This window comes from [Pseudopropionibacterium] massiliense (genome assembly GCF_900607225.1).
Taxonomy (GTDB): Bacteria; Actinomycetota; Actinomycetes; order Propionibacteriales; family Propionibacteriaceae; genus Arachnia; species Arachnia massiliensis.
In genome coordinates, this window is record NZ_LR027842.1 from 1635262 (window position 1) to 1661881 (window position 26620).

23 protein-coding genes, 1 tRNA gene and 1 other RNA gene are annotated in these 26620 nt (G+C 64.0%); 10 read left to right on the forward strand and 15 right to left on the reverse strand.

Translation table 11 applies throughout. From position 1 onward, the window contains the following. Window positions 1–65: 65 nt before the first annotated feature. From E0E39_RS15745 to E0E39_RS07280, 5 genes are all read right to left on the reverse strand, one after another. Window positions 66–221, reverse strand: a complete 156-nt coding sequence (locus E0E39_RS15745; RefSeq protein ID WP_165444678.1) for a hypothetical protein — start codon at window positions 219–221, stop codon at window positions 66–68. A 535-nt stretch (window positions 222–756) separates the two neighbouring features. Next, complete coding sequence (locus E0E39_RS07265) at window positions 757–2457, reverse strand: LpqB family beta-propeller domain-containing protein (protein ID WP_130874140.1); 1701 nt, start codon at window positions 2455–2457, stop codon at window positions 757–759. Then, window positions 2457–4016, reverse strand: coding sequence for an MtrAB system histidine kinase MtrB (gene mtrB, locus E0E39_RS07270; protein WP_130874141.1), 1560 nt, complete (start codon window positions 4014–4016; stop codon window positions 2457–2459). Before mtrB ends, E0E39_RS07265 begins: the two co-directional genes overlap by 1 nt. Then, window positions 3997–4704, reverse strand: a complete 708-nt coding sequence (gene mtrA / locus E0E39_RS07275; RefSeq protein ID WP_130874142.1) for an MtrAB system response regulator MtrA — start codon at window positions 4702–4704, stop codon at window positions 3997–3999. Before mtrA ends, mtrB begins: the two co-directional genes overlap by 20 nt. Before the next feature lie 77 nt (window positions 4705–4781). Next, entirely contained in the window at window positions 4782–5342 is a 561-nt protein-coding gene (locus E0E39_RS07280) for a YqgE/AlgH family protein (RefSeq protein WP_207302445.1), read from the reverse strand. 35 nt (window positions 5343–5377) lie between these two features. On the opposite strand from E0E39_RS07280, the gene E0E39_RS07285 reads away from it, so the two are divergent. Continuing rightward, the gene (locus E0E39_RS07285; protein ID WP_130874144.1) at window positions 5378–6616 is read left to right on the forward strand and encodes an alpha-amylase family protein; all 1239 of its coding nucleotides are present in this window, start codon (window positions 5378–5380) and stop codon (window positions 6614–6616) included. Between the two features lie 64 nt (window positions 6617–6680). Here E0E39_RS07285 and ssrA read toward each other — a convergent pair. From ssrA to prfB, 7 genes are all read right to left on the reverse strand, one after another. Further along, window positions 6681–7049: a transfer-messenger RNA gene (gene ssrA / locus E0E39_RS07290) on the reverse strand. Between the two features lie 38 nt (window positions 7050–7087). Further along, the gene (locus E0E39_RS07295) at window positions 7088–7657 is read right to left on the reverse strand and encodes a DUF1707 domain-containing protein (protein ID WP_165444680.1); all 570 of its coding nucleotides are present in this window, start codon (window positions 7655–7657) and stop codon (window positions 7088–7090) included. Between the two features lie 77 nt (window positions 7658–7734). Further along, a complete protein-coding gene (smpB, locus tag E0E39_RS07300) occupies window positions 7735–8220 on the reverse strand; it encodes an SsrA-binding protein SmpB (RefSeq protein WP_130874146.1) in 486 nt (161 codons plus the stop codon). Window positions 8221–8244: 24 nt separating this feature from the next. Beyond that, window positions 8245–9588, reverse strand: a complete 1344-nt coding sequence (locus E0E39_RS15750; protein WP_165444681.1) for a M23 family metallopeptidase — start codon at window positions 9586–9588, stop codon at window positions 8245–8247. A 17-nt stretch (window positions 9589–9605) separates the two neighbouring features. Then, the gene (ftsX, locus tag E0E39_RS07315) at window positions 9606–10508 is read right to left on the reverse strand and encodes a permease-like cell division protein FtsX (RefSeq protein WP_207302446.1); all 903 of its coding nucleotides are present in this window, start codon (window positions 10506–10508) and stop codon (window positions 9606–9608) included. A 17-nt stretch (window positions 10509–10525) separates the two neighbouring features. Then, window positions 10526–11212 (reverse strand): cell division ATP-binding protein FtsE, encoded by a 687-nt coding sequence (gene ftsE / locus E0E39_RS07320; RefSeq protein ID WP_130874149.1) that lies wholly within the window; start codon window positions 11210–11212, stop codon window positions 10526–10528. Window positions 11213–11490: 278 nt separating this feature from the next. Continuing rightward, window positions 11491–12588 carry a peptide chain release factor 2 gene (gene prfB / locus E0E39_RS07325; RefSeq protein WP_130874150.1) on the reverse strand — a complete coding sequence of 366 codons (1098 nt, stop codon included), beginning with the start codon at window positions 12586–12588 and terminating at the stop codon, window positions 11491–11493. A 92-nt stretch (window positions 12589–12680) separates the two neighbouring features. Here prfB and E0E39_RS07330 point away from each other — a divergent pair, with 92 nt between their 5' ends. From E0E39_RS07330 to E0E39_RS07340, 3 genes are all read left to right on the forward strand, one after another. Next, complete coding sequence (locus tag E0E39_RS07330) at window positions 12681–13148, forward strand: GatB/YqeY domain-containing protein (protein WP_130874151.1); 468 nt, start codon at window positions 12681–12683, stop codon at window positions 13146–13148. Window positions 13149–13190: 42 nt separating this feature from the next. Continuing rightward, window positions 13191–13264, forward strand: a tRNA-Val gene (locus E0E39_RS07335). Window positions 13265–13592: 328 nt separating this feature from the next. Further along, complete coding sequence (locus tag E0E39_RS07340) at window positions 13593–14591, forward strand: hypothetical protein (RefSeq protein ID WP_130874152.1); 999 nt, start codon at window positions 13593–13595, stop codon at window positions 14589–14591. Between the two features lie 15 nt (window positions 14592–14606). Here E0E39_RS07340 and E0E39_RS07345 read toward each other — a convergent pair whose 3' ends face one another. The 3 genes from E0E39_RS07345 to aceE all read right to left on the reverse strand — a co-directional run bounded on the left by E0E39_RS07345 (window position 14607) and on the right by aceE (window position 20114). Then, window positions 14607–16820 (reverse strand): 6-phosphofructokinase, encoded by a 2214-nt coding sequence (locus E0E39_RS07345; protein WP_130874153.1) that lies wholly within the window; start codon window positions 16818–16820, stop codon window positions 14607–14609. Window positions 16821–16845: 25 nt separating this feature from the next. Then, window positions 16846–17253 carry a DUF3052 domain-containing protein gene (locus tag E0E39_RS07350; protein ID WP_425470621.1) on the reverse strand — a complete coding sequence of 136 codons (408 nt, stop codon included), beginning with the start codon at window positions 17251–17253 and terminating at the stop codon, window positions 16846–16848. Window positions 17254–17351: 98 nt separating this feature from the next. After that, window positions 17352–20114, reverse strand: a complete 2763-nt coding sequence (aceE, locus tag E0E39_RS07355; RefSeq protein ID WP_130874154.1) for a pyruvate dehydrogenase (acetyl-transferring), homodimeric type — start codon at window positions 20112–20114, stop codon at window positions 17352–17354. A gap of 170 nt (window positions 20115–20284) precedes the next feature. On the opposite strand from aceE, the gene E0E39_RS07360 reads away from it, so the two are divergent. The 6 genes from E0E39_RS07360 (at window position 20285) to E0E39_RS07385 (ending at window position 26616) form a co-directional block, all read left to right on the forward strand. Next, on the forward strand, window positions 20285–21655 hold the full coding sequence (locus E0E39_RS07360; RefSeq protein WP_165444682.1) for an ABC transporter substrate-binding protein: 1371 nt from the start codon (window positions 20285–20287) through the stop codon (window positions 21653–21655). A 164-nt stretch (window positions 21656–21819) separates the two neighbouring features. Then, window positions 21820–22908 (forward strand): PucR family transcriptional regulator, encoded by a 1089-nt coding sequence (locus E0E39_RS07365; RefSeq protein WP_130874155.1) that lies wholly within the window; start codon window positions 21820–21822, stop codon window positions 22906–22908. A gap of 117 nt (window positions 22909–23025) precedes the next feature. Further along, entirely contained in the window at window positions 23026–23952 is a 927-nt protein-coding gene (locus E0E39_RS07370; protein WP_130874156.1) for an ACP S-malonyltransferase, read from the forward strand. Between the two features lie 43 nt (window positions 23953–23995). Next, window positions 23996–24991, forward strand: a complete 996-nt coding sequence (locus tag E0E39_RS07375) for a beta-ketoacyl-ACP synthase III (protein WP_130874157.1) — start codon at window positions 23996–23998, stop codon at window positions 24989–24991. A gap of 33 nt (window positions 24992–25024) precedes the next feature. Next, window positions 25025–25270, forward strand: a complete 246-nt coding sequence (locus E0E39_RS07380; protein WP_124841575.1) for an acyl carrier protein — start codon at window positions 25025–25027, stop codon at window positions 25268–25270. A gap of 89 nt (window positions 25271–25359) precedes the next feature. After that, window positions 25360–26616, forward strand: a complete 1257-nt coding sequence (locus tag E0E39_RS07385; protein WP_130874158.1) for a beta-ketoacyl-[acyl-carrier-protein] synthase family protein — start codon at window positions 25360–25362, stop codon at window positions 26614–26616. Window positions 26617–26620: the final 4 nt, after the last annotated feature.

Genomic DNA, 26620 nt, shown 5'->3' on the forward strand with positions numbered 1-26620 from the left:
TCCGGGCACCGCTGGCGTCTCCATTCCTCCACGTTACTCCCATCCAGCGGCTGGCAAGGGAATTTTCACCATTTTCGGATCAGATTTGCATCGCCGATGACGGCGGCGGCGATGACCGTGGCTCCGCTGTGGAGCATGGCCCCGCAGGAGACCGTCAACGAGGTTCCTGTCGTCACGACGTCATCGACGATGATCACGGGCGATCGACACGTCAGTCCCATGAACCGGGATTCCGAGAGCCGTTCCCGTCCTGCACGTCCTTGAACCCGCTGAGCGTTTCCACCGTTTCGCCTCCTCAACAGTCTGGCCGCTTCGATCCCCAGGACACGTGCCGCCCGACGTGCCAGTATCCAGGTGTGGTCAATGCCTCTGTGACGCACGGCCGCTGGCCGGGATGGCACCGGCACCAGAACCGTTCCCGTCGGAGGTCGACAGGCCGCGACCGCAACGGCCAACCGGCATGAGAGCAGCCGCGCCAAGCACCAGGCGCCATCATCCTTGAAAGCCGGGATGAGCCGTGCCAGTTCCGGGCGGTACGGGTTTGCGGCCCAGGTGGGAACCGGAAGCCCTCGGCGGCGTACTTGATGTGGCGCCTTGTCGATGATCCTTTCCCGGCAGGCCGGGCAGCAGGCCACGGCAGGGGAACCACAGACCAGGCAGCATGTCCCGAACAGCAGAGGAGCGAAATCCTGGAAGGAGAAAGCACACGCCTTCATTCTGGGCTGCCACCAAGCTTCGAAAGAGTTTTTCCACGGATCATCCCGGATAACTGATCCAGGTCATCGTCGTCTTGGCCTGCTGCCATGCACCGTGCTGCTCGTACAGCAGAACCGCGCCGTCGGCCGCACGCAGGGCGACGGCGTCCCCACCCGGTCTGGGCAGTGCGGTCACCTGGACGGGGGACACGCTCAACGGTCCGAGGTCGGTGACCTCCGATCCATCCACCGCGACCACGAACACGGACCTGCCGGAACCCGCACTCGCGACCACGGCGACATTCACCTCCCCGGTCCAGTCGAGCGCAACCGCATAGGAGAGTTCCTTCTCCTGGGAAACGGTCAGGGGAATCTCCTGCCATCCCACCATCCGGTTGCCATCGATCAGCGACGCGACCCCGAAACGGGTGACTTCCCCGGCTCCGAGCAGAACCGCGGCCCGCGTTCCGGATGCGTCGAGGGAGAAGTCCGCCACTTCGCCGGGCAGCGCCGAGAGGTCAATGGCGGTGACCTCCCCCTGCGGAGACACGCTCAACAGCTGCTGTCCCCCGGAGGAACCGCGCCCGAGCAGCCACAACCCGCCCTGTGCGAAATGCACTGATCCGACCTTGGTCAGTCCCGTGTCAACCTGGACGGGAACGCCTCCGCCGGGGCTGATCCGAGCCATTGCCGGGGATCCGGTGACAGTTGCCGTGAAAGCTCCGTCCAAGGAGATGGCGGTCATCTCAGCTGGTGGTTCAGCGTTGTTCATGGGGACGAAACTGGTGTCAGCGCTCAGTTTCCCGGCCCGGCCCTCGTGTACCCCGTACAGATCAGCCACTCCAACCTTTGACAGCGGTTGATAGTCCTGCTGGGAGGACAGCTCCAAGACCTGCTTGTCATTCTGCCCGGGCAGTGGGTAGGGATTGCCGTCGACCACCAGCTGCAGTCCCGAAATCTCGGGAATCGACGACAGCGACCACAGAAGCTGGGCGCCAAGTTCTCGTCTCTGCTCATCGCCGAGATTTGAGGACAACCCCTCGAACGCCACCGTCACCACACCCGAGGAATCCACGCTGGCGCCCGCTGCCCCGAGCCTGACCCCTTCCGGAATCGCGCTGCGCACACCTGAGGAGAGCACGGTGCCCGGCCCTGCGAGCTGGGCTTCCACAACACGCCTCGGAGTGATCTCGGAGATCGGCAGGTGCAGCGGTTCAGGAACCACCGCCTGTCCGGAACGGGCCATGAAGTAGGACCGGGCCGAGCTGTAGGATCGGGCAAAGATATAGCTGGAGAGCAGAACCCCGTCAGGTGGAGCAGAGATCCGCCACTCCCCCGCTTCCTGAACCAGACCGAAATCATGGGTGAGCGATTCCCGGGAGACCGCGAAACGCCCAACCGCATCCACAGTTCCCCGGGTGGTTCCACGCAGTTCCATGCCGTCCCCGACGCTTTCCACCCAGCCGTCATAGACGATCGTCTCCCGCCGCGGGGCCCACCGCCCACGCGCGGTCGTGGACAGGTACTGGCGGGCGACCTCGTAATCTCCGGTGGGATCCGCCATGGCCTGGAGATAACCCTCGACGATCCTGGACGCGCTCATACCTTTCTGAGGAGGTTCCGGGGCGATCTGCACACCTTTTCCGCTGGTGGATACCGTGACCTCGGTGACCGGCCCTGAAGTTGGGATGCCGGCGCAGGCTCCGATAACCAGCGTCACCACCATGACGATCAGCCGGTTCACAGGATGTCGGAGGTTCATCACAGGTCCTTCCGGGATTCCAGATCCGCAGGGATGACCGGCAATGGTGAGCTGCTGAGGGTCACCTCCGGATTACGGGGAAGCGTCAGGCGAAACTGAGCCCCCGAGCCAGGTCGCCCCCAGGCGGAGAGCCAACCACGGTGCAGTCTGGCGTCCTCCCGGGAAATCGCAAGTCCCAGCCCGGTCCCACCTGCCGCGCGTGCTCGTGATGGATCAGCGCGCCAGAAGCGGTCGAACACGCGGCTGGAGAGCTCGGCCTGGAATCCGATTCCGTGGTCACGAACCGTGACGGCAACGGCCTCCTCGTCAGAAGCCACCGTCACATCGATGGGGCGACCTTCTCCGTGGTCGATGGCGTTGGTCAACAAATTCCGGACGATGCGACGAATACGACGGGAATCCAGTTGTGCGGAAGCCACGCCTTCGACGTGCAATCGCAGCTCGCTCCCCTGGGAATTTGCAAAGGTTTCCTGGGCCTGCACCTCGGACGCGACCAGCGTCCCCACATCAACCTCGTCCAGGTCCAGGACCGCCGCTCCGGCATCGAAACGCGATATCTCCAGCAGGTCTGCCAACATGGAGTTGAATCGCTCGATTTCCGTGTTCATCAGCTCCACGGTTCTTCTCACATCCGGGGGGAGCCCGCCGCGCTCCTCATGCAGGAGATCGGAAGCCATCTTGATGGTGGTCATGGGTGTACGCAGCTCATGACTGACATCGCTGACGAAGCGTCGCTGCACCGTGGAGAGTGTCTCCAGTTCCCGGATTCTTTGCTGCAGATCCGAGGCCATCTCGTTCATCGAGAGCGCCAGCGAGGCAAGATCGTCGGTTCCTCTGACGGGCATTCGTTCATCCAGTTGACCGGATGCGAGGCGCCGGGCCGTGCGCCCGGCCTTGCGGACGGGCCGGACCACCTGCAGGGTCACGAGATAGGCGATGGCCGTCAAACCGAGCAGAAGAGCCGCTCCGGTGGTGTAGACCGCACGTTGAATGTCCCGCAGCGTGGTCACTTCGCTCGTCATGGGGAAGACGTAGTAGACGGGGAACCGTTCACCGGCGGATGTGATCAGTGTGGTGCCAACGACGAGCCCGGGTTGTCCTGCTCCTTCCCCGGCCATGACGACGCGTGTCGCCGCGATGTACATGCCTTCCCGACCAGTCACCTGTCGACGCAGTTCTGGGGGTACGGAATCCAGCCCGATTCCCGACGAGGAGGACAGCACCGAAGCCGGTCCCTCGACGATGACCAAGTACTGGGCCGCCTGGGCCCCGGCAAGCTCCACCAACCGACTGAGTTGCTCGTAGGTCGCAGTCCCCAGCCTCTCGGGGTTCTGCAGCTGTCCCTGCATGAAATGATGCATCCCGACCGCCTCCCGGATGGACGCTGTTCGCTTCGTGGCGACAATTCCAGCTGTTGCCTGCTGGACCAACAGCACTCCCGCCAGGACCAACACCGCACAGGAAGCGGTGAAGGTGGTCAGCAGTATCCGCAGGGGAAGAGAACTCCACCAGAGCCTTGTCAGTTTCCGACGGCCTCGTTCACCAGGGCTGCGATTCACCGGCCCGGTATCCGATCCCTCGAACGGTCACGATGATTTCCGGGTGTTCGGGATCCTTCTCCACCTTGGAACGCAACCGTTGGACGTGCACGTTCACCAGCCGCGTGTCCGCAGCATTGCGATACCCCCACACCTCATCGAGCAACGCTTCCCGGCTGAACACCTGGGAGGGACGTTTCGCAAGGGCGAGCAGCAGATCGAATTCGAGTGGCGTCAGTGAAAGCGTCACAGGACCGCGTTTGACGGTGTGCGCAGTGGTGGAGATCACAAGATCCCCGATGGTCAGTTGATCCGCTCCGGGGTCCGCACTGACACGCCGCAGACGAGTGTGGATTCGAGCCAGGAGTTCCTTGGCCTTGAAGGGTTTGGCCACGTAATCATCTGCCCCGGCCTGTAGTCCCGCGACCACGTCGTCGGTTTCCGACTTGGCCGTGAGCATCACGATGGGCACCCCTGACTCGGCCCTCATGTCCCGGCAGACGCTGACCCCGTCACGTCCCGGAAGCATCAGGTCGAGCAGAACCAGATCCGGTCGGCATTCACGCATCGCTGGGAGCGCCTCCGTTCCCGTGGCACAGTGGATGGTGTCGAACCCTTCCTGCCGCAGCACGATTTGAAGCATCTCGGACAAAGCAGGATCATCATCCACGATCAGGATGAGGGCACGCCTCCGGGTCTCGCCCAACACCGGCCTCCTTTCCCGAACTGGCCTCCATGGTACGTGTAACGGACAATCACGTCAGCGAACCGTGCCGGTGGATTCTCTCAGTTCCATTCAGGGTGCCCGGTCCAAGTCGACCAGAGCCCCGGCCCGCCACCGATTCGGCGAAGCACTCGGCGCCACAGATCCTCCGGGGTGCCGAAGACCTCCTCGGCCGCGGCCTGGCTTCTGAACCAGGAACCTCGCAGAAGTTCACCCACGAGTTGTCCTGCACTCCAACCTGCCAACCCCACATATATGCGGATGTGAGCGTAGGTGCCGTGCACCAGCTCGACCGGGGTCTCCAGGTCCAGCACTCCCACGTCCCCGAACAGGCGCCGCCACCCGGGTGGTTCCTCCCATGGGCTGCGGACCTGAGCCAGGCCGAGCGCTGTTTGCCTGGAAACGGGGCCACCCTCGAAGAGTTTCGCGGGTGGCGTGAGCAGATCCCTGAAATGCTCCAAGGAATCAACCATGGGGACATCACCCATCTTGTGGAGGCAAACCCCGAGGCTGCCCTCCTCGTTGTGTTCCAACAACAGCACGACGCTGCGATCGAAGTATCCTCCCCGACCCGGTTCGGTTGCGATCAGGAGTTGACCCGCCGCTGGTTCACCCAGTTCCATGCCCCCCATTCTCGCAGGGTCGTTACGATCTTCACATGAGCTGGGTTGAACACGCGATCTGGTGGCACGTCTATCCTCTCGGGCTGTGTGGGGCTCCGATACGGGAACCCGACACGGCTCCCGGCCCACGGTTGAGACGTCTGCTCGGGTGGCTCGACTACGCGATCGAGCTGGGGTGCTCCGGGCTGCTGCTCGGTCCCATTTTCGAGTCGCAGTCCCACGGCTACGACTCGCTCGACCTGTTCAGGATAGACCCCCGCCTCGGGGATGAAACCGATTTCACCGAGCTCGTCTCCCAGTGCCGGGACCGGGGGCTGCGCATCCTCCTGGACGGGGTGTTCAGTCACGTTGGCGAGGGCCACCCCGACGTGAGGCGAGCGCTGGCGGAAGGGCCCGGCTCCCCTGCCGGGAGACTGTTCGACATCGACTGGCAGCATCCCGGAGGTCCGAGGCCCCGAGTCTTCGAGGGGCATTCTTCCCTCGTGCGCCTGAACCACTCCGGCCAGGAGGCCGTGGATCTGGTGGTCCGGGTGATGAACCACTGGCTGGAACGCGGAATCGACGGGTGGCGTCTCGACGCCGCCTACTCCGTCCCCACCGGGTTCTGGTCCAGGGTGGTGAAAAGGGTGCGGCCCCGCCACCCCGACGCCTGGCTGCTCGGTGAGGTGCTGCACGGCGACTACTGCGCTTTCGTCGCCGAATCCGGCATCGACTCGGTGACCCAGTACGAGCTGTGGAAGGCCATCTGGTCCAGCATCAACGACCGCAACCTGTTCGAACTGGACCACGCCCTGAACCGTCACAACCAGTTCCTCAGTTCCTTCATCCCGAACACGTTCATCGGCAACCATGACGTCACCCGCATCGCCAGCAGGGTGGGAGCCGACGGAGCCGTCACCGCGTTGGCGATCCTCATGACCGTCGGCGGGATACCGTCGATCTACTACGGCGACGAGCAGGCCTTCGTCGGCGTCAAGGAAGAACGTCTCGGCGGGGACGACGACATCCGTCCTGCCCTTCCCGACTCTCCCGCGGCACTCGCCCCCTGGGGTCGTCCGGCACTGCGAGCCCACCAGGACCTGATAGGACTGCGCAGACGACATCCCTGGTTGGTCAGGGCCAGCACCGTGACCCTTCACCTGGAGAACCAACAGATCGTCTACCGCAGTTCTGCTCGTGACGGCTCCGCTCACCTGGACGTGGAGATCGACCTGTCTCATTCCCCGAGCACGACCATTCGGGACGCGACGGGACAGGAATTGTGGCATCAGTAGGGGATGCAGGAAAAAGAAAAGGTGCCTCCGGCCAAGGCCGGAGGCACCTTCAGTGAGTATGACTCGGTGGAGATGGCGGGAATTGAACCCGCGTCCTTGAAAGGCGAACAAGGGATTCTCCGGGCGCAGCTGACTAGGCGGTCTGCTCGGCCCCTGCGCTCACGTCAGCAAGTCGCAGCCGGGCCCAGTTCCAGTTGAGTCCCGAACCGCCCCTGGAACACAGGCGGTTCAGCAAGCCTTCAAGAATGAGGCCAGGCACCGGGAGGAAGGCACCCCCGGGCGTGACCCTTCGATCGCTGATCAGGCAGCGAGAGCGAAGTCAGTGCGGTTGTTGTTGGCACTTGTTGGTTCCCATGCAGCGTTAACGAGACAAGCATGGATCCTCGGCCCGCTTCTCCTCGAACTACCGTCCAAGTCGAAACCAGTCATCCCCTCTTGAGTTGTGCGAGATCCAGTGTAGCCCATCCGGCCTCACCGGCGATCCTCCGGGGGACGCATCAACATGAGCCGCTCGATGACGGCCGTTGATTTCTCCCCCGTGACCGACCGGATGGCCAGCCAGAGCGTCATCAGGCCCCAGGCGATGAAACCCAGGAACAGCAGCACGGGAGGCGCCCAGTTCGAGAAGACCAGGATGACTGCGATCACACCGTAGATCAGGGCGCTGAACTGGAAACACATGGCGCGTGAGGCCTCGGTGGCGATGCGGCTCCTCGGCGAGGCCAGGGCCCGGGCGATGGCGGGCGCCAGGAACATCGTCGGCAGGGTCGCGAGATGGAGGAACCCGGCCACCAGGTTCTGCACGCCGTCGTGAACGGGGTGCTGAACCACTGGGGCACTCGGGAACACACCGGCCACCCGGGCAAGTCCCTGCAATGACGCGTTCAGGTCGGCCCGGGTCCGGGCGGTCAGGGCCATCCCCAGCCTCTGCTCGAACAGCTCGTCGCTCAGGCCACCTGATGCGTACACCCGCTGCAGGTATTCCACGGCACGGTCACGCTGCACGTCCGTGACCGCTGTGAAAAGACTCGGATCGGTCATGTCATCCATGGTGCCCCATGGGCCGCCAGGTTCCACCGGGGATGGCCCTGAACTCTCCCCGGTACCTCCCGGGACGGTCAGCGCCTCCCGGAACCCAACCGGTTGCGGGCCCGCAGCGCCCGCTGCGCCTCACGGTTCGCGTCGCGTTCGGCTATGCTCTGTCGCTTGTCCCAGTCCCTCTTGCCCGTGGCGACGGCTATCTCGACCTTGGCGTAGCCATCCTTGAAGTAGATCGACAGCGGAACGATCGTCCTGCCCGTGGCTTCGGTCTCCTTGGCGAGCCGGGTGATCTCCCTGCGATTGAGCAGCAGTTTGCGGGAACGCTTGGCGGCGTGGTTGCGCCAGGTACCGAACTCGTACTCGGGAATGTTGACGTTGCGCAGCCAGACCTCGCCGTCATCCACGGTGGCGAACGCCTCGGCGAGGGAGACCCGCCCCATTCGCAGGGTCTTGACCTCGGTTCCGGTGAGCACGAGCCCGGCCTCGTAGGTCTCGCCGATCTGATAGTCGTGGCGGGCCTTCTTGTTCTGGGCGACGAGTTTACGTCCGGTTTCCCTGGGCATCCCGTAATGATGCCACGTTCAGATTCAGCTGAACCAGCGGGACATCGGATTTGTCACGGAACCGTTCTCCCAGACCATGAGGTGCAGGTGGCAGCCGGTCGAGTAGCCGGTGGTTCCCACGTACCCGATGACCTGCCCCTGGCTCACGTGATCCCCGACCGAGACCACGTAGCTGGTGGCGTGGTTGTACCCGGTGGTCACGTAGGTGCCGCCCTTGCTGCCGTGGTCGATCATGAGGCGGTTGCCGTACCCGGCGTTGAAGTAGCGTTCCGAGACCACGCCGTCCCCAGCTGCGCGGATCGGCGCTCCGCAGCCGGCAGCGAAGTCGGTGCCGTCGTGCAGTTTGCTGTAGCCCAGGACAGGGTGGACCCGCATGCCGTAGGGAGAGCTGATGGCACCGTCCACCGGACGGATGAAACCACTGCTCGAGGAGGAACCCTTGTTCGACGAGCCGGAGGAGGATGAACCGCTCTCCTGGGAGGAGCGTTCACGGGCCTGCCGTTCCTCCTCCTCGCGCTTCTGCTGGGCGATGCGTTCCTGAATGCGACGGTCGACCTCGTTGGCCTCACTCTCCAGTTCGCTTTGACGCCCCTTCTCGGCCGTCAGCTGCGAGTCGGCCTTCTCCTTGGCGGCGTCACGCTGGGACACCTTCTCCGCGACCTCGGCACGCTTCGCCTTCGCGGCTTCTTCGGCTGCCTTGGAGGTTTCAAGCTGTTCCGCTGCCGCCTTGCGCGCCTCCGCAGCTGACGCCTCGGCCTCATCGGCCTCCTTCTTGGCTGCATCCAGCTGGAATCGCCGCGAGGTCAGCTCATCCAGTTCGAGCGCGCTGGAACTGAACAACGTGTCAGCCAGTTGGGCCCGCTGATTCATGTTGCCCGTGCCGACATCGCTGAAGAGGACAGACAGCTCGGCCAGCCCGCCGTTCTGCTGAGTGATGACCGTGATCTCCTCGGAGGTCCGGGCATCCACGGAATCATAGGCAGCCTGAGCGGCGGCAACGTCCGCCTTTGCCTTCTTGGCCTTTGTCTCCGCCGCTGCCAGTTCCGAGGCACGCTGGGTGTCCACTTCCTTTGCCGCCGTGAGTTTGCTCTCGGCATCGGACAGCGCGGTTTCGGCAGATGCGAGCTCCGTTTTTGCCGCCTCGAGGGCACTCACCGCATCGGTGAGTTCCTTGGATGCTCCCTCCACAACGGACTTCTGGGCCTCGATCTGTGAATCCAACTGGTCGCGTCTGTCATCCAAGTCATCCGCCACGGCTCGAGTCGCGAGCGTGCCGAGCATCGTGAGGCTCAGCACCGACGCGATCAGGCCGCAGGCGATTCGTTTGAGGATGGGGTTGTCGGGTAGATGGGGAAGAGCCCGATTCACCTTGATCTCCTTACACGTCAGATTCTCAGGTATTTCCTGGTCGCCAGCAGCGTCGGAATGATCGACAGAGCAATACCAACCACCGCCATGTAGATAATGGCATTGAACACGTGGTCAGGGCCAATCCAAGCTATGGCAGGGAGCGCGTTTCGCGCAGCATTCTCAATCACTAGATAATAGGTAATTGCAATTGAGCCAGATGAGATGAGGACACCGATCAAGCCTGCGATGAGGCTTTCAAGCAGGAAGGGCAGCAGGATGTAGAAGTTGGACGCCCCGACCAGGCGCATGATGCCGATCTCGCGTCGCCGCGTGAAGGCCGCCATCCGGATGGTGGTCGAGATCTGCAGTGCAGCGGCGAGCAGCAGCAGAACACTCATGCCGATCGTTGCCCACTGGAGCCCTCCCAGAATCTTGAACACGGGATCGAGAACGCTCCTCAGGTCCCGTACGTTCTGGACCCCTTGAAGTCCCTGCGCCTCACTCACGACACCCCTGTAGTTCTCAGGGTTGTTCAGGCTGACACGGAAGGAGTCCTGCATCTGCTCGACGGTGCGGGACGCGAGGACCGGGGAGTCCTTGAACACCCGCTGGAACTCCTTGAAGGCCTCTTCCTGTGACTCGTAGAAAACCTCTTTGACCTCAGGGTTGGCCTTGAGCGCGGATTCAATCGCCTCGCGCTGGGCGTCCGTGGTCGCCTTTCCCGGTTCGCAGGTACCTCCTGTGCTGCGTTCGACACACAGGAAGACGGAGATCTCGACCTTGCCGTACCAGCGGTCCTTGACCAGATCCACCTCCATGGACGTGAGCATGCCGAATCCGAAGAGCGAAAGAGAAACCGACATGGTGACTATGACCGCTATGGTCATCGCCATGTTGCGCTTCAACCCGGACCAAGTCTCCCGAAACGTGTGCCGCATTTGATTCTCCCGGTTTCTCAGTTGACGCCGTAGACGCCCTTGGCCTGGTCACGCACGAGTTCTCCCTTGCGCAGCTCCAGGACGCGACGCCGCATCTGATCCACGATCGAGGAATCGTGGGTGGCCATGATCACTGTGGTCTCAGTACGATTGATCCGATCGAGCAGCTTCATGATGCCGACGCTGGTCTCCGGATCGAGGTTTCCCGTTGGCTCATCGGCGATGAGAATTTTTGGACGGTTCACGAATGCCCGCGCGATCGCAACCCTCTGCTGCTCGCCTCCCGACAGTTCCTCGTTCAGCCGGTTCTCCTTGCCCTCCAGACCGACAAGTCTGAGGGTCTCCGGAACCACTTCACGGATGACACGGGACGGTTTGCCTATCACCTGCAGGGCAAAGGCCACGTTCTCATAGACGGTCTTGCCGGGAAGCAGACGGAAATCTTGGAACACCGTACCGATCTGGCGGCGCAGCGCAGGTACCTTCCACTGGTTGAGAGTCGAGAGATTCTTGCCCGCGACGTACAACGTCCCCTTCGTCGGCCGATATTCACGCAGAATGAGCCGGAGGAAGGTTGATTTTCCGGATCCCGACTGGCCCACGAGGAACACGAACTCGCCCTTGGCTATCTCAAGGTTGATGTTGCGAAGTGCCGGGCGGTCCTGCCCGGCATAGAACTTCGTGACGTCCTCGAAAGTGATCACTGTGCTGCTCCGACCGACTAGGGGAAGTTTCCTGAGAGTATCTCAGGACACGGCCTGTAGCAGTTAACCACGCCCCACCAAACCTGCTCAACCAACACGCCGCTACCAGTTGATCCGGGTTGAGAGTCTCATCCGGGCAAGGACCCCCGAGGCGTGACCAACCGACACACAGCTGCCCGAATGCGTACGCGACGAGCTACGGGCAGGACCGGTGTGGCGGCACGGCGCCTCAGTTCGTCGAGGCTCCCGCCCCACACGAGGGGGCTCCGACTACTTGACTACTTGGCGCCACCCTCGCTCTTCTTGCGCCATCGGATACCCGCATCGATGAAGCCATCGAGGTCGCCATCGAAAACCGCGTCCGGATTTCCCACCTCGTACTCGGTACGCAGATCCTTGACCATCTGGTACGGGTTCATCACGTAGGAACGCATCTGCGCCCCCCAGGAGTTCCCCCCGTCACCCTTGAGCGCGTTCATCTCCTTCTCGCGTTCCTGCCGGGCCAGTTCCAAGAGCCTCGACTGGAGCACGCGCAAGGCCGCCGCCTTGTTCTGCAGCTGCGACTTCTCGTTCTGGCAGCTGACGACCACACCAGTGGGCAGATGTGTGATGCGTACGGCCGAGTCCGTGGTGTTGACGGACTGTCCACCGGGCCCCGAGGAACGGAAAACGTCGACCCTGATGTCGGCCTCCGGGATGTCGATGTGGTCGGTTTCCTCGGTGACGGGCAGCACCTCGACACCAGCGAAGGAGGTCTGCCGACGGCCCTGGTTGTCGAATGGGGAGATCCGCACGAGACGGTGAGTGCCCTGCTCCACGGAGAGTGTGCCGTAGGCGAAGGGTGCCTTGACCGCGAAGGTGGCAGATTTCAGGCCCGCCTCCTCCGCGTAGGACGTGTCATACACCTCGACGGTGTAACCATGGCGTTCCGACCACCGCAGGTACATGCGCATCAGTTTCTCCGCGAAATCCGCGGCATCAACCCCTCCGGCCTCGGCGCGAATGGTAACCAGCGCGTCCCGGGAGTCGTACTCGCCGGACAGCAGGGTGCGAACCTCGAGCGCCTCGATTTCCCCGGCGAGCCGGTTGAGTTCACGCTCCACCTCCCCTCTCGCGTCTGCATCGTCCTCCTCGACGGCCAGTTCGAACATGACGGCAGCATCATCGAGACGACCTCGCAGCGTCTCGAGGCGCTCCACCTCGGCCTGCCGCGCGGACAGGGTCGAGGTGACCCGCTGGGCATTGTCCTGGTCATCCCAGAGGTCGGGAGCAGCCACCTCCTCCGCGAGCCGTGCAATCTCAGCGCGCAACCTCGGCAGGTCGGCCACCGCCTCGATGGATTCCAAGGACTTGCCGAGCTGGTCAATCTGGGTCATGAGGTCTGCATCCGCCACAAGCGGGCAGTCTACCGCCTTGCGTCTGTACCGATGACTGGTTGAATTGGTGTCCCCGGAGAAAGGAAGCACGAATGGCTGCGACGAAAACTCGTCTCAAGGCCGAGCTGGCAAAAGCGCTGCGGGCGAAGGACGAGTTCACCAAGTCCACGATCCGCATGATGCTGGCTGCCATCACCGTCGAGGAGGTGGCCGGCAAGGTGGCACGCGAGCTGAGCGACGCCGAGGAACTGGCCGTCATCACGAAGGAACGCCGCAAGCGTCTCGATTCAGCCGCGACGTATGCCGAGGCCGGGCGTCCTGAGCTCGCCGAGAAGGAGAACGCCGAAGCCGAGTTCATGGCCGGATACCTACCTGCCCCGCTGACCGATCAGGAATTGGACGCACTTGTCGAGGCGGAGGTTGCAAGAGTGAGAGCCAACGGCGAAGCGCCATCCATGAAACACATGGGCACCGTCGTGAAAGCCGTGAACGCGGCCGCCGCGGGCCGCGCCCCGGGGGCCGAGGTGGCGGCCCGTGTCAAGGCTGCTCTGCTCAGCTGACTTGGCCAGGCCCTGTCCCTTTGCCACAATGGGCAGGCCCGAGGGCGCATAGCTCAGCTGGTCAGAGCACCTGCCTTACAAGCAGGGGGTCGGGGGTTCAAGTCCCTCTGCGCCCACCGGGGACGTCGGGCTCGGTCAAGATCTCACAGAGTTCGGTCCACGATGTCCCTACGAGCGGTTCAAGTCCTGGAAGCAGCCGATTCGGACGTGCGACACATGACGAGAGCTCACCGGGGATCTAGACTGAATTCTTGAGCAGGCGGACGGGAAGGGAAGTGGATGACGGACGATTCGTCGTGGCCCACCGGTCCCCGCAGGTCAGCTGATTACGGGGCGTCCGCCCGGCACGCCAAGACGATCGACCCGGTTCCATCCCGGGGGCGGCATTCACTTTCAGAACCCGATTTCGACCCGGAACCTGCGCGCAGAGGGGCTCGCAGGTTCATGGACCCCGAGCCCGAACACTGGTACGAACCGAGTCAGGATTCGTACGACACCCCGGCGCCACTGCACGTCGACGGCCGCGGACACCGGGAAGACTCCTGGCCGGATTCCACCGCCAGGCCCGGGCCCGAGCCGGTCTCCGACTTCTGGGCAGTTGCAGAGGCCCGGAGCCGGGCCTCTGCTGTGGACGTGGAGGCCGACCCACCGGAGCACGCCCACGAATCCGACCCGAACCCCTCGTCGCCATCCTCCCCGAACACCACCAACGAGGAGGACCGGCGGGTCGTCCCGGCCCGGGCCGTCACACCCGATCTCTCGGGCAGGGTGAAACGGATCGGCTTGGCGGTCCTGACCGGAGTTCTAGTCATCGCGCTCAGCATCACGATCTGGTTCTGGAGCACCCGCGGCGCCTGGGAGTTCGCCTCTCTCTGGCCTTTCGAAGCCGCATCACAGGAAACGCAGGGATCCCCGGATCCCGAGAACACCGAGGCCGCGAAACCCGCCAGCAGCGAGCAGGTTCTCGACGACACCAAGTTCTCCGTCCCCGCCGGTTGGAGTGAGTACGTCAATGATCTGCCGCTGCCCGAGCCCGGCCGTCTGGTGACGAGACTCCACCACACCGAAACCGGGATCCTCCTGCAGGTGACCTCGGTGACTCCCAAAAGCGATCTCAGCGACTTGGCCTCGGCCTGCACAACATTGTCGAGTGGACAGCAGGAACGGTTCACGGACATCACTGCCACGCCGGCCGTCTCGGTTGGCATCAACCAGGCTCAGGGGGCGGGTGTCACGTGCGGCTTCCACGGAACCCGTGTCAAGGACAACGTGCCCAACACGGTCACGTTCACTCTCCTGCTGCGAGCCAACGACAGCCACGTCCTGATTCTTCGCAACATCATCCCGGATTCCGTCAGCAGCGGCACCGCCGCTCGCCAAGAGCTGGCGGGCATGAACTGCACCGTCAGCCTCAACTTCGGGGTCGCCCTTCCCCTCTGCTGACGGACACCTGCCCGGTCATTTCTGGCCGGGACGGCGGCTCAGGACATCGAAGGGCTTGCGCAGGGACCGCCACCACTGGGTACGAGGACGCATGCGCTCCCAGTCCATGTCCTCCGTCACGTCACGCAATGCGGCGAACAAGCCATCGACACCGGCGTGTGCAGCGGCGTACTGCGTGGATCCGGTCCGCAGCTGACGGTCCAGGTACCCGATGGCGTTCCAGGCCAGCCGGGTGGCGTTGATGCGGTCGAACGGCGAGGGGGTGCCTCCCTGCTGCAGGTGTCCGACCACGGATTCTCTCACGGAGAAGCTGCCTTTCCCCTCGGCCTCGTAGAGTTTGCCCAACACCTCGGTGGTGTAGTGCTCGCTGGTCCCCTCCCCCACCACGGCCAGGTAGAAGTTCCGCCCGGAGTCGAATGCGTCGACGAGTGCCTTGATGTCGGTCTCGAGCTCGGTCAGGGTTATCCCGGTCTCCGGGAGATACGCCTTCTCGGCTCCCCCAGCCAGGCCCCCGACCAGCGGCAGGAAACCGCAGCCGCGGCCCATCGTCTCCACGATGAACGCCCGTCTGCTGGCCGAGGCGCTCATCCGCAGCATGTCGATCGCATCCACGACCGTGTTGAGGGCTGTGTCCGCCCCGACTGCCATCGGCCAGCACGGAAGATTGTTGTCGATGCTCGCCGGCACCACCGCGATCGGAATGTTGAAGGCAGGATAACGCCGGCGTTCCCGCTCCATCAGATCAACCGAAGCGTAGGCGTGGTACCCACCCATCACCAGGAGAGCGTCCACCTGATGGTCCTCCAGTTGACGCGCCATCGAATAGAGCTCGGCTTCCGAGGGGACGTAGCGACGGGTCCCGAAATCCGCTCCTCCGGTGTGGGCCATGCCCTCGACATCGGCCCAGTCGACATCGTCGAAGTTGCCCTCGATCAGGCCCGGCATTCCACCACGTACCGCAAGCATCTGGTAGCCGAGGTCGATACCGGAGCGCACCGCGACCCTCGCCAACTGGTTCATACCCGGGGCCAGCGCCCCGGCGTGCATGATCGCGATTCTCCTGCCCGCGGGATCCGCGACGGATGGTCGCGCCTCGGTGATGGCCCGGTAGATGTCGATCATCATCTGGAACCCGGGCCCGCGAGAAGAAATGGCGGCCTCGTAGTCACCTTCAGCGATGTAATCGGCGATCCTGCGGGTCGCCACCACGGAGGCCAGCAAGGGTCGCGTGTCGACGTTGTCATTGTGGACACCCACGAGAACGGGTTCGCTCTCGACACCGGCATCGAGCACCTCGGAAACCGCCTCAACCCCGCATGCGGTCGCCATCCACCGATCGTAGGCCGATGGTTTCCCGCCACGCTGAACGTGTCCCAGGATTGTGATCCGGGCGTCCTCCCCGCTCCTCTCCTTGAGGATGTCGCGGATACGGTTTGCCGTGATCGGTTCACCCTGCCGGTCCGCGGCACCCTCGGCGACCACGAGGATCGAGTCGCGTCTCCCGGCCTGCCTTCCCCGAGCGAGGACATCGACCATGCGGTCCTCCCAACCGTCCCGGGGCGGGGACTCCGGCAGAAAGGTGTAATCCGCGCCGCCGGCTATGGCGCTCATCAACGCGAGGTAACCGCAGTTGCGGCCCATCACCTCGATGATGAAGGTCCTCTGGTGAGACTCCGCAGTGGCGGAGATGGCGTCTATCGCCTCCGTTATGCGATGCAACGCGGAATCGGTCCCGATGGTCATGTCAGTGCCGACCATGTCGTTGTCGATCGAACCGGCCAGCCCCGCGATCTGGAGGACAGGGTGACGTTCGGCCAGTTCCGACTCAAGCTCGCCGTTGCTCGTCAGCTCAGCCAACAGCTCACCCCACTCCAGGCGCAGCTGGCGGGTGCCGGTGAGAGACCCGTCGCCTCCTATCACGATCAAACGGTCGATGCCGGAGGTCACGAGATTCCTCACCGCCGCCTTGCGTCCCTCGCGGTCCCGGAACTCGGGGCAGCGTGCGGTTCCGATGACGGTGCCGCCCTTGTTCAGAATCCCGGAGACGTCGTTCCAGCCCATCTGTTTGATGTGGTCGCCACCCGTGACGGCTCCCTGCCAACCCTCCTGGATGGCGAAGACCTCAGCGCCCGCCTGGATAGCGCCCCGCACGATCGCGCGCACAGCGGCATTCATGCCCTGGGCGTCCCCACCCGATGTGAGCACGCCGATTCTCGTTCTGGCGGTCATTTCCACGCTCCTTCCGAGGTGGGTGTCAACGTCGAGCGGCTCCCCTGGGGCGAACCACCTTGTGTGCCTGCCAGTCCGGCGACACGTTTGCGGAACTGGTCAGTGACAGGCCTGCGGTTGCGGTTCCCTCCGCCAGGTCGCTCGGAGCGACGTAACCGGGCCTTCCGACCTTCGGGGTCAGCAACCAGATGAAACCGGTGGCCGCCAGATCCTTCATCGCATCCACCAGTCCGTCGACCACGTCACCGTCATCCTCCCGCCACCAGAGAACGACCACGTCCACCGCTTCTATGGCGTCCTCAATCATGTCGGCGTCAATGACGTCCATGATCTCATCGCGCAGTTCGGGATCGGTGTCCTCGTCCCACCCCAGTTCTTGGACGATCATACCGGCGTCCAGCCCGAGCAATTCGGCTCCCCGCGCCACGGTCACGACACTTCCCCTTGAATTATGTGTCCCACGGGATCTAGCCTGCCAGATCCCCCGGGCCCTGTGCACCCGGGGGATCAGATCGAATCAGTTTCAAGGCCTCACTCGGCGTCCCCGGTCTTGCCGGAGGTTCCTGCGGTGACGTCGTCGAGGCGGTACCGCCGGGCAGCTTCCAAGGGCCATTCGCGGGGTATCTCATCCTTCAGGGCCAGCTGTTGCAACACCGCGACGGCGATGGAATGACCGTCGATGTTGTAGTAGCGCCGAGCAGCCGCCCGGGTGTCGGAGAAACCGAACCCGTCCGCACCGAGAGTCGTGTACTCGCGTGGCACCCAGGGCCGGATCAGGTCCGGCACGGCGTGCATGTAATCGCTGACGGCGACGACGGGGCCCTGCGTGCCGGCAAGCTTCGACTCGACCCAGGTGGGGGCGTGCTCCCCGAACGGGTCGTTGAACCTGGCCTTGTCGCGGGCGAGTCCCTCGCGACGCAGCTCACCCCAGGACGTGACGGACCAGACGTCCGCGACCACTCCGTAGTCGTCCTTGAGCAACTGCTGGGCCTCAAGCGCCCACGGCACGCCAACGCCGGAGGCGAGGATCTGCGCGCGGCGGGCATCCTGGCCGACCCCGTCGAAGGATCCGGGACGCAACAGGTACATGCCCTTCAGGATTCCCTCGACGTCCACGTTCTCCGGTTCGGCGGGCTGCACGTAGGGCTCGTTGTAGACGGTGAGGTAGTACATGACGTTCTCTGGCTTCTCCCCGTACATCCGGCGCAGGCCGTCGCGGACGATGTGCGCCAGCTCGTAGCCGTAGGCGGGATCGTAGGCGGCGAAGGCGGTGTTGGTGGAGGCCAGGACCGGTGAGTGACCGTCCATGTGCTGCGTGCCCTCGCCCGTCAGAGTGGTGCGACCGGCTGTGGCCCCGATCACGAACCCGCGAGCGAGCTGATCGCCGGCCGCCCACATGGAGTCGCCGGTGCGCTGAAACCCGAACATCGAGTAGAACACGTAGATCGGGACCATGGGCTCGCCGTGGGTGGCGTAGGAGGTCCCTGCGGCGGTGAAGGCCGCCATCGAACCGGCTTCGTTGATCCCGGTGTGGAGGATCTGACCATTGGTGGCCTCCCGGTAACTGAGGAACAGGTCCGCATCGACGGGCGTGTACTTCTGGCCGCCGGGATTGTAGATCTTGATGGTCGGGAAGAAGGCGTCGATACCGAAGGTGCGCGCCTCGTCGGGGATGATGGGCACCACGCGCGGAGCGAATGCCTTGTCGCGCATCAAGTCCTTGAGCAGGCGCACGAACGCCATGGTGGTGGCCACCTCCTGCTTGCCGGAGCCCTTGCGAACGGATTCGTAGGCCTTCTCGCCCGGCAGCGAGATGAACTTGCGATCCCCTCGGCGTTCCGGCACGTAGCCACCAAGCGCGCGGCGGCGTTCCTGCAGGTACTGCATCCGCGGATCCTCCGCCCCGGGCCGCACGTACGGTGGGCGGTAGGGATCGGCCTCGAGCACGGCATCGGAGACCGGCACGTGCACACGGTCACGGAACGCCTTGAGATCATCGAGGGCCATCTTCTTCATCTGGTGTGTGGCGTTGCGGCCCGCGAAGTGCTGGCCCAGGAAGTAGCCCTTGATGGTGTGGGCGAGAACGACCGTGGGCGCACCCGTGAACTCGGTCGCCGCCTTGTAGGCGGCGTAGACCTTGTGGAAGTCGTGGCCGCCGCGGGTCAGCGCCCAGATCTGATCGTCGGTCCAGTCCTTGACCATGGCCGCGGTGCGGGCGTCGCGCCCGAAGAAATGCTCGCGCACGTAGGCGCCGTCGTTGGCCTTGAAGGTCTGGTAGTCACCGTCGGTCGTGGTGTTCATCAAGGTGACCAGTGCGCCGTCACTGTCCGCTGCGAGCAACGGGTCCCAGCCCCGGCCCCAGATCAGCTTGATGACGTTCCAACCCGCCCCTCGGAAGAATGCCTCGAGTTCCTGGACGATCTTGCCGTTGCCGCGCACCGGACCGTCGAGGCGCTGCAGGTTGCAGTTGATCACGAAGGTGAGGTTGTCGAGTTCCTCGTTGGCTGCCAGCTGCAGCAGGCCACGGGACTCGGGTTCGTCCATCTCACCGTCACCCAGGAACGCCCAGACGCGCTGCTGGGAGGTGTCCTTGATGCCGCGGTTCTGCAGGTAACGGTTGAACTGCGCCTGGTAGATGGCGTTCATGGGGCCGATCCCCATGGAGACCGTCGGGAACTCCCAGAAGTTCTGCATCTGGTGGGGGTGCGGGTAGCTGGGCAGGGCCCGCACCCTGCCGTCGACGATGTGGCTGTGCTCCTGACGGAACCCGTCCAGGTCCGCCTCCTCGAGGCGCCCCTCCAGGAAGGCCCGGGCGTACATGCCGGGGGAGGCATGCCCTTGGAAGAACACCTGGTCGCCGCCTCCCGGGTGGTCCTTGCCCCGGAAGAAGTGGTTCATCCCCACCTCGTACAGGGTCGCGGCGGAGGCGTAGGTTGAGATGTGTCCGCCGACACCGATTCCCGGACGCTGGGCCCGGTGAACGGTGATGGCGGCGTTCCAACGGAGCAGGCGGCGGATCTGACGTTCCAGATCCTCGTCCCCCGGATAGGGCGGTTCCTTGTCCGTCGGAATGGTGTTGACGTAGTCGGTGCCGGTCAGCGAGGGAACCCCAACGTGGCGCTCGCGCGCCCGTTCCAACAGCTTCAGCATGACATAGCGGGCACGGTTGCGACCGCCGTGCTCGATCACCCCGTCGAGCGACTCCAGCCACTCGGCGGTCTCTCCCGGATCTGTGTCCGGGAGGTTCGTCGGCAGGCCGTTGAGGATCGGCCCGACCTGGTCCTGGATGCTCACGTGAGTCCTCTCGTCGCGATGATGTGCACGGTAGAGGCAAAGATACCGCGCGACAGCCGGTCCGCGAATTATCACCGGGCCGCGGCCGCCCCGTCCGGCTTGCAAACCTGTTCACACGATGTCAAGGTGGCCGGGTGGAGTCATGTTTCGCCCCAACGGAAAGGACAGGGATGTTCCGCCTGAAGAAACGGGCTGCTGTCGCCACCTTGAGCATCATCTCCTTGTTCGCCCTGGTCGCCTGCAGCAGCACCCCCTTGGAAGAGCCCACGAACAGCCCAAGCGACGTTCCGAGCGGATGCGCCACCTTCACACAATACGGAAACCTGCAGGGCAGGTCAGTCAATGTCTATGCCCCTATCGTCTCCCCCGAGGACCAGTCCCACATCGAGTCCTTCAAGCCATTCGAAGAATGCACCGGAGTCAAGATCAACTACGAAGGGTCCCGTGAGTTCGAGACCCAGCTCCCCATCAAGATCGACGCCGACGCCCCACCGGACATCGCTTATTTCCCACAGCCCGGCCTGCTGAGAAGTCTCATCACCCGTTTTCCCGGCAGGATCAAAGAAGTTCAGGGACAAGCCCTGACAAACCTCGACGCCAATTACCGGAACGTCTGGAAAGAGTACGGATCCGTTGAGGACAGAATCTATGCGGTTCCCGTGGGGGCGAGCGTGAAATCTTTCGTCTGGTACTCGCCGCGCGCCTTCACGGAGAACGGATACCAGATTCCCCGGACATGGGAGGAACTGATCACCCTGACCCAGAGGATCGCGGAGGAGCATCCGAACGCAAAACCTTGGTGTGCGGGAATCCAAGCCAGCAACGGAACCGGGTGGCCGGCCACCGACTGGCTCGAGGACATGATGTTGCGCACCGCAGGCCCGGACGAATACGACCTGTGGGTCTCACACAGGATTCCATTCAACGATCCCCGGGTGGTTGCCGCCATGGACCAAACGGGAAGCATTCTGAAGAATGAAACCTATGTGAACGGCGGACTGGGAAGCGTGAAATCCATCGCTACCACTTCTTTCACAGCCGCAGGCCTGCCGATACTTGACAACACCTGCTTCCTGCACCGTCAGGCCTCCTTCTACCAAGTGAACTGGCCCACCGAGAAGAAGATCTCGGAGGACGGCGACATTTTCGCCTTCCTCCTCCCCGGCAAAACCGATACGGAACAACCGGTCCTCGTCGGCGGTGAGTTCGCGGCGGCATTCAACGACCGTGAAGAGGTGCGGGCTTTTCAGGCATATTTGACCTCACCTGAGTTCAGCAACACGAAAGCAAAGGTCACGGGACATGGATGGATCTCGGCGAACAAGAAACTTGATCCCTCCACCCTGTCGTCTCCCATCGACAGGCTCTCCTACGAACTGATCACCAATGACAGCAGCGTTCTCCGTTTCGACGCGTCGGATCAGATGCCGGGAGCCGTCGGTACCGGAACTTTCTGGACCGGCATGACGGACTGGATCTCGCTGGACAAGTCCTCCCGGGACGTACTGACCGAGATAGAGAACTCCTGGCCGAGAACCTGATCAACCACCCCGCTCCCATGACGGCCATCCACCCCGGACCGAGTAGGCTGGCAGCCACCATGACCGCTCATCAGCCCGCACGGCCGGGTACTCTTCCCGCCACCGTATCGTCAGCTCGATCCCGAGCCGCCATCCTGAAACGACTGCGGGCCACCACAGCGACCATGAACACCGCCACCCTCACGGCCTTGGAGGCTCGGCACACATGGTTCGCGGAACTCGATGCCGAATCCCGGTCCTGGATCAACGTGCTGGCCCGGGGGGGAATCGACGGTTTCGTGAACTGGGTCAGTGGTTCGGCCTTCTCCTTCGAGTCGGTCTTCGACTCCGCCCCCCGGGCTCTCGCAGGACGCATCTCCCTGAGACAGACGGTCGACCTGGTGCGCACCACCACCGATGTCGTGGAGGAACAGATCCAACTTCTGTTGCCACGCGCGGACCAACAACCGTTGCAGCTGGGAATAGTGCACTATTCCCGTGAGATCGCTTTCGTGGCAGCCGCGGTCTACGCACGCGCCGCAGAGGCGCGGGGAGCCTGGGACTCCCGCATCGAGGCAACGATCGTCGACGCGGTGGTCCGGGCCGAGGCCGATGAATCCGTCACGTCGAGGGCATCCACCCTCGGCTGGGATTCCGAGGCCCCCACGATCGTGGTCATGGCGGGCGCCCCCAAGGATCCGCGGGTCGATGAACTGCGCAGAGCATCTGCGCGACTCTCCTTGGACGTGCTCGCGGCTCCCCAAGGTGAACGTCTCGTGTGCATCTTCGCTGGTGAGGTGCTGACCGACCCTGCTCGGGCATGCGCCCTGGTGACAAAGCTCGAGCCACACTTCGCTCCCGGTCCCATCGTGATCGGCCCGCTCGCGGAAGGGCTCCGCGGGGCCCCCACCTCCGCCAGGTCCGCCGCATCCGGATATCGGGCAGCCCGGGCATGGCCCGAGGGCCCCAGGACCCTGCTGTCGCACGACCTGCTTCCGGAGCGGGCACTCGCGGGTGACGGACACGCCCGCAGAACCTTGGCCCGCGACATCTTCGGTCTTCTCAAGGGGGCCAAGGAGCTTCTCGATACCTGCATCGGTTTTCTCGACGCCGGATCCTCGATGGAGGCCACGGCACGAGCCATGTTCATCCATCCCAACACCGTCCGCTACCGCCTGCGGCGGATCCAGGACGTGACGGGGTACAACCCGACGGATGCGCGAGAAGCCTACGTTCTGAGGCTGGCAATCACGTTGGGACGCCTCCAGGAGTGATCCCGAACATCGACGCCCGTCAGACCCGTTCTTGTGGGAATCCCACAATCCCTTCAGAGTCATTTTCGTCACCTTCACAGCCACACACATCGTCAGCGAGAGGGCAGAGTTGGGTTCGTGCTAGCTATCGTCGCTCCGGGCCAAGGAGCCCAGACCCCCGGATTTCTCGCCGCTTGGCTGGAGGAACCCAGCTTCAGGACCCGCCTCGAGTGGCTGAGTGCCATCACCGACATCGACCTCGTGGCCCACGGAACCACATCGGATGCGGAGACCATCCGGGACACCGCGGTGGCACAGCCCCTGCTGGTCGCATCCGCACTCGCCACATCTGAGCAGCTGCACCCCGATGTTTCCGAGCGTGCAGATGTGGTCGCCGGGCATTCCGTGGGTGAACTCGCCGCCGCGGCCATGGCAGGGGTGATCTCCGTCGAGTCCGCGATGGTGCTGGTCCGGGAACGAGGCCGCAGCATGGCCGCGGCTTCCGCCACCACACCCACCTCCATGACCGCCGTGATCGGAGGAGACCGCGAAGAGGTGCTGGCGGCCATCGAGGCAGCGGGTCTGACTCCCGCCAACAACAACGGCCCCGGCCAGATCGTCGCCGCAGGCACAACGGAGCAGCTGGCAACCCTGGCCGACAACGCCCCCCACCGCGCCCGGCTGAAACCCCTCAGCGTCGCCGGGGCCTTCCACACCCATCACATGACCCCCGCCGTGGCCCGTCTGGAAGCGCTGGCGGCGGCCGTACCCACCGAGGATCCTCGCACCGGTCTCCTCAGCAATGCCGATGGAGCGGTCGTGACCTCGGGGCGCGAGTACCTGGAGCGCCTGGTCCGGCAGGTGGCGAACCCGGTTCGCTGGGATCTGTGCATGGAGACCATGGCGGGTCTCGGCGTCACCGGAATCCTCGAACTCGCGCCCGCGGGCACCCTGACGGGTATCGCGAAACGCAACCTCAAGGACGTCGAATTGTTCAAACTCAACACCCCGGACCAGGTGGACGAGGCCCGCGCATTCTGCGAGACCCACTCGGCCAAGGCCTGAAACCCCTACCCCTGCTTCACCGAACCGCCCGAAAGGCCGCGACATGACACTGACCCCCTCCACCGGTAGCCGCCACGCCCGTATCCTGAGCGTCGGCGGCTACCGTGGTTCGCGAGTCGTCGACAACGATGAGATGTGCACCATCATCGATTCCACCCCGGAGTGGATCGAGCAGCGCACCGGCATCCAGGAACGTCGCTGGGCGACCGATGAGGAAACCCCCCTGTTCATGGCGGTGGCCGCGGCACGCAAGGCCCTTGACCGCGCCGGGCTGGAGCCGTCCCGGATCGACGGGATCATCTGCTCCACCGTTTCCCATTTCCAACAGTCCCCCTCACTGGCCGTCTACGTCGCCCATGAACTGGGCCTGAGCGCCGGTCCGGTCGCCTTCGACATCTCGGCGGCGTGCGCCGGTTTCTGCCACGGAATCAGCATCGCCGAATCGCTGGTGCGTTCCGGGGCAGCCACCAACGTCCTGGTCATCGGCGTCGAGACCCTGAGCCGCATGGTCAACCTGGAGGATCGCACCACCGCCTTCCTGTTCTCCGACGGCGCCGGGGCCGCCATCGTCGGCCCGAGCGACGAGCCCGCCATCGGTCCCGTCGTCTGGGGCTCCGACGGCTCCCAGGCCCTCACCATCCAGATCCAGGACTGGGCCGATGTGACCGACCCGGAACAGCGGATGCCCCTGATCAGCATGGACGGCCGCACCGTTTTCCGCTGGGCCACCACCTACATCACGACCAAGGCCCTCGAAGCCGTGAAAGCAGCCGGGATCACTCCCGGGGAACTGGACGTCTTCATACCCCACCAGGCCAACAATCGGATCACCGATTCGATGTTGCGCCATCTGAAACTGCCCGAGAACGTGGTGGTGTCCCGCGACATCACACACATGGGCAACTCGTCAGCGGCCTCGATTCCGCTGGCGATGGAGGCCCTGCTCGAATCGGGCGAGGCCGCATCCGGGCAGACCGCCCTGATCATCGGTTTCGGCGCCGGGCTCGTTTTCGCGGGCCAGGTCGTCACCCTTCCATGACCCAACCAGCCATCGACCAACAAGGAGACAGCAATGGCAAGCACTGAAGAGATCCGCACCGACCTCGCCGAGATCGTCAACGACGTCGCAGGCGTGGCGGCGGAGGACGTCCAGCTGGACAAGTCCTTCGTCGATGACCTGGGCGTCGATTCCCTCTCCATGGTGGAAATCATCTACGCCTGCGAGGACAAGTTCGGCGTCTCGATCCCCGACGAGGACTCCAAGAACCTGAAGACCGTGGGCGATGCGGTCGCCTACATCGAGCGCGCCCAGGCCTGAGATCGGCCGGTGGGGGTGGCACCCGTCCTCGCCGCCCCCACCACTCCTTTCAATCCACGCGAAAGCACCTCAGATCCCAGGAGTTCAACATGACCGAGGTAGTCATCACCGGTTTCGGTGCGTTCACCCCACTCGGCGTAGACGCCCCCAGCACCTGGGAGGCCATGCTCGCCGGCCACTCCGGTGTGCACACCCTTCCCTACGAGTGGGCGAAGCCGCTGCCCGTCACGTTCGCGGCAGAGGCGGCTGGCGACCCCACCGAGAAACTCGATCGGATCGAGGCCCGTCGTCTCGACAGGAGTTCGCAGCTCGCCATGGTCGCCGGGCAGGAGGCCTGGAGGGATGCCGGTCTCGAAACCGGCGATGACAATTCCCTCGATCCGGATCGGCTGGCCGTGTGCGTCGGTACCGGCATCGGTGGCCTGCACTCGCTGCTCGGCAACTGGGATCTCCAGAAGGAGAAGGGACTCCGCAGGGTCTCCCCCTTCACCATTCCCATGCTCATGGCGAATGCACCCGCCGCCAACCTGGGCCTGAAGTTCGGTGCCGCGGCCGGTGTCCACGCGCCCGTCAGCGCCTGCGCATCGTCGAATGAGGCCATCTCGCTCGGCCTCGACCAGATCCGACTGGGTCGCTGCGACATCGCCGTCGTCGGGGGGTCGGAGGGTGTCATTCATCCGCTGCCCATCAACGCCTTCGCCCAGATGCAGGCCCTGAGCCGCCGCAATGATGACCCGGAACATGCCTCACGTCCCTGGGACATCGGTCGCGACGGATTCGTCCTCGGTGAAGGTTCCGTCATCATGGTCATCGAAACCCTCGAGCACGCCCGCGCACGCGGGGCACGCATCTACGGCACCCTCGCCGGGGCCGGAATCAGCAATGACAATCACGACATGGTTCAGCCCGAACCGACGGGCCGCGGTCAGTCCACCGCCATGCTCAAGGCCCTGCAGGCCTCGGACCTCCGACCCGGCGACATCAAACACATCAACGCCCACGGCACCTCAACCCCACAGGGCGACATCACCGAGGCGAATTCCATTGCCACCGCCCTCGGTTCCGCCGTGGACGAGTGCATCGTAACCTCCACGAAATCTATGAGCGGCCATCTGCTCGGCAGTGCGGGTGCTCTGGAGACCTTCGCGACCGTGATGGCTCTCAAGAACCGGGTCGTGCCCCCGACCATCAACATCGAGAATCTGGAACCCGGGCTTCCCATCGACATCGCCGTGAACGAGCCGCGTCGACTTCCTGAAGGTGACCTTGCCGCAGTGAACAATTCCTTCGGTTTCGGTGGCTCCAATGTGGCCGTGACCGTGACCAACGCCAACGTCACCGGCTGACCGC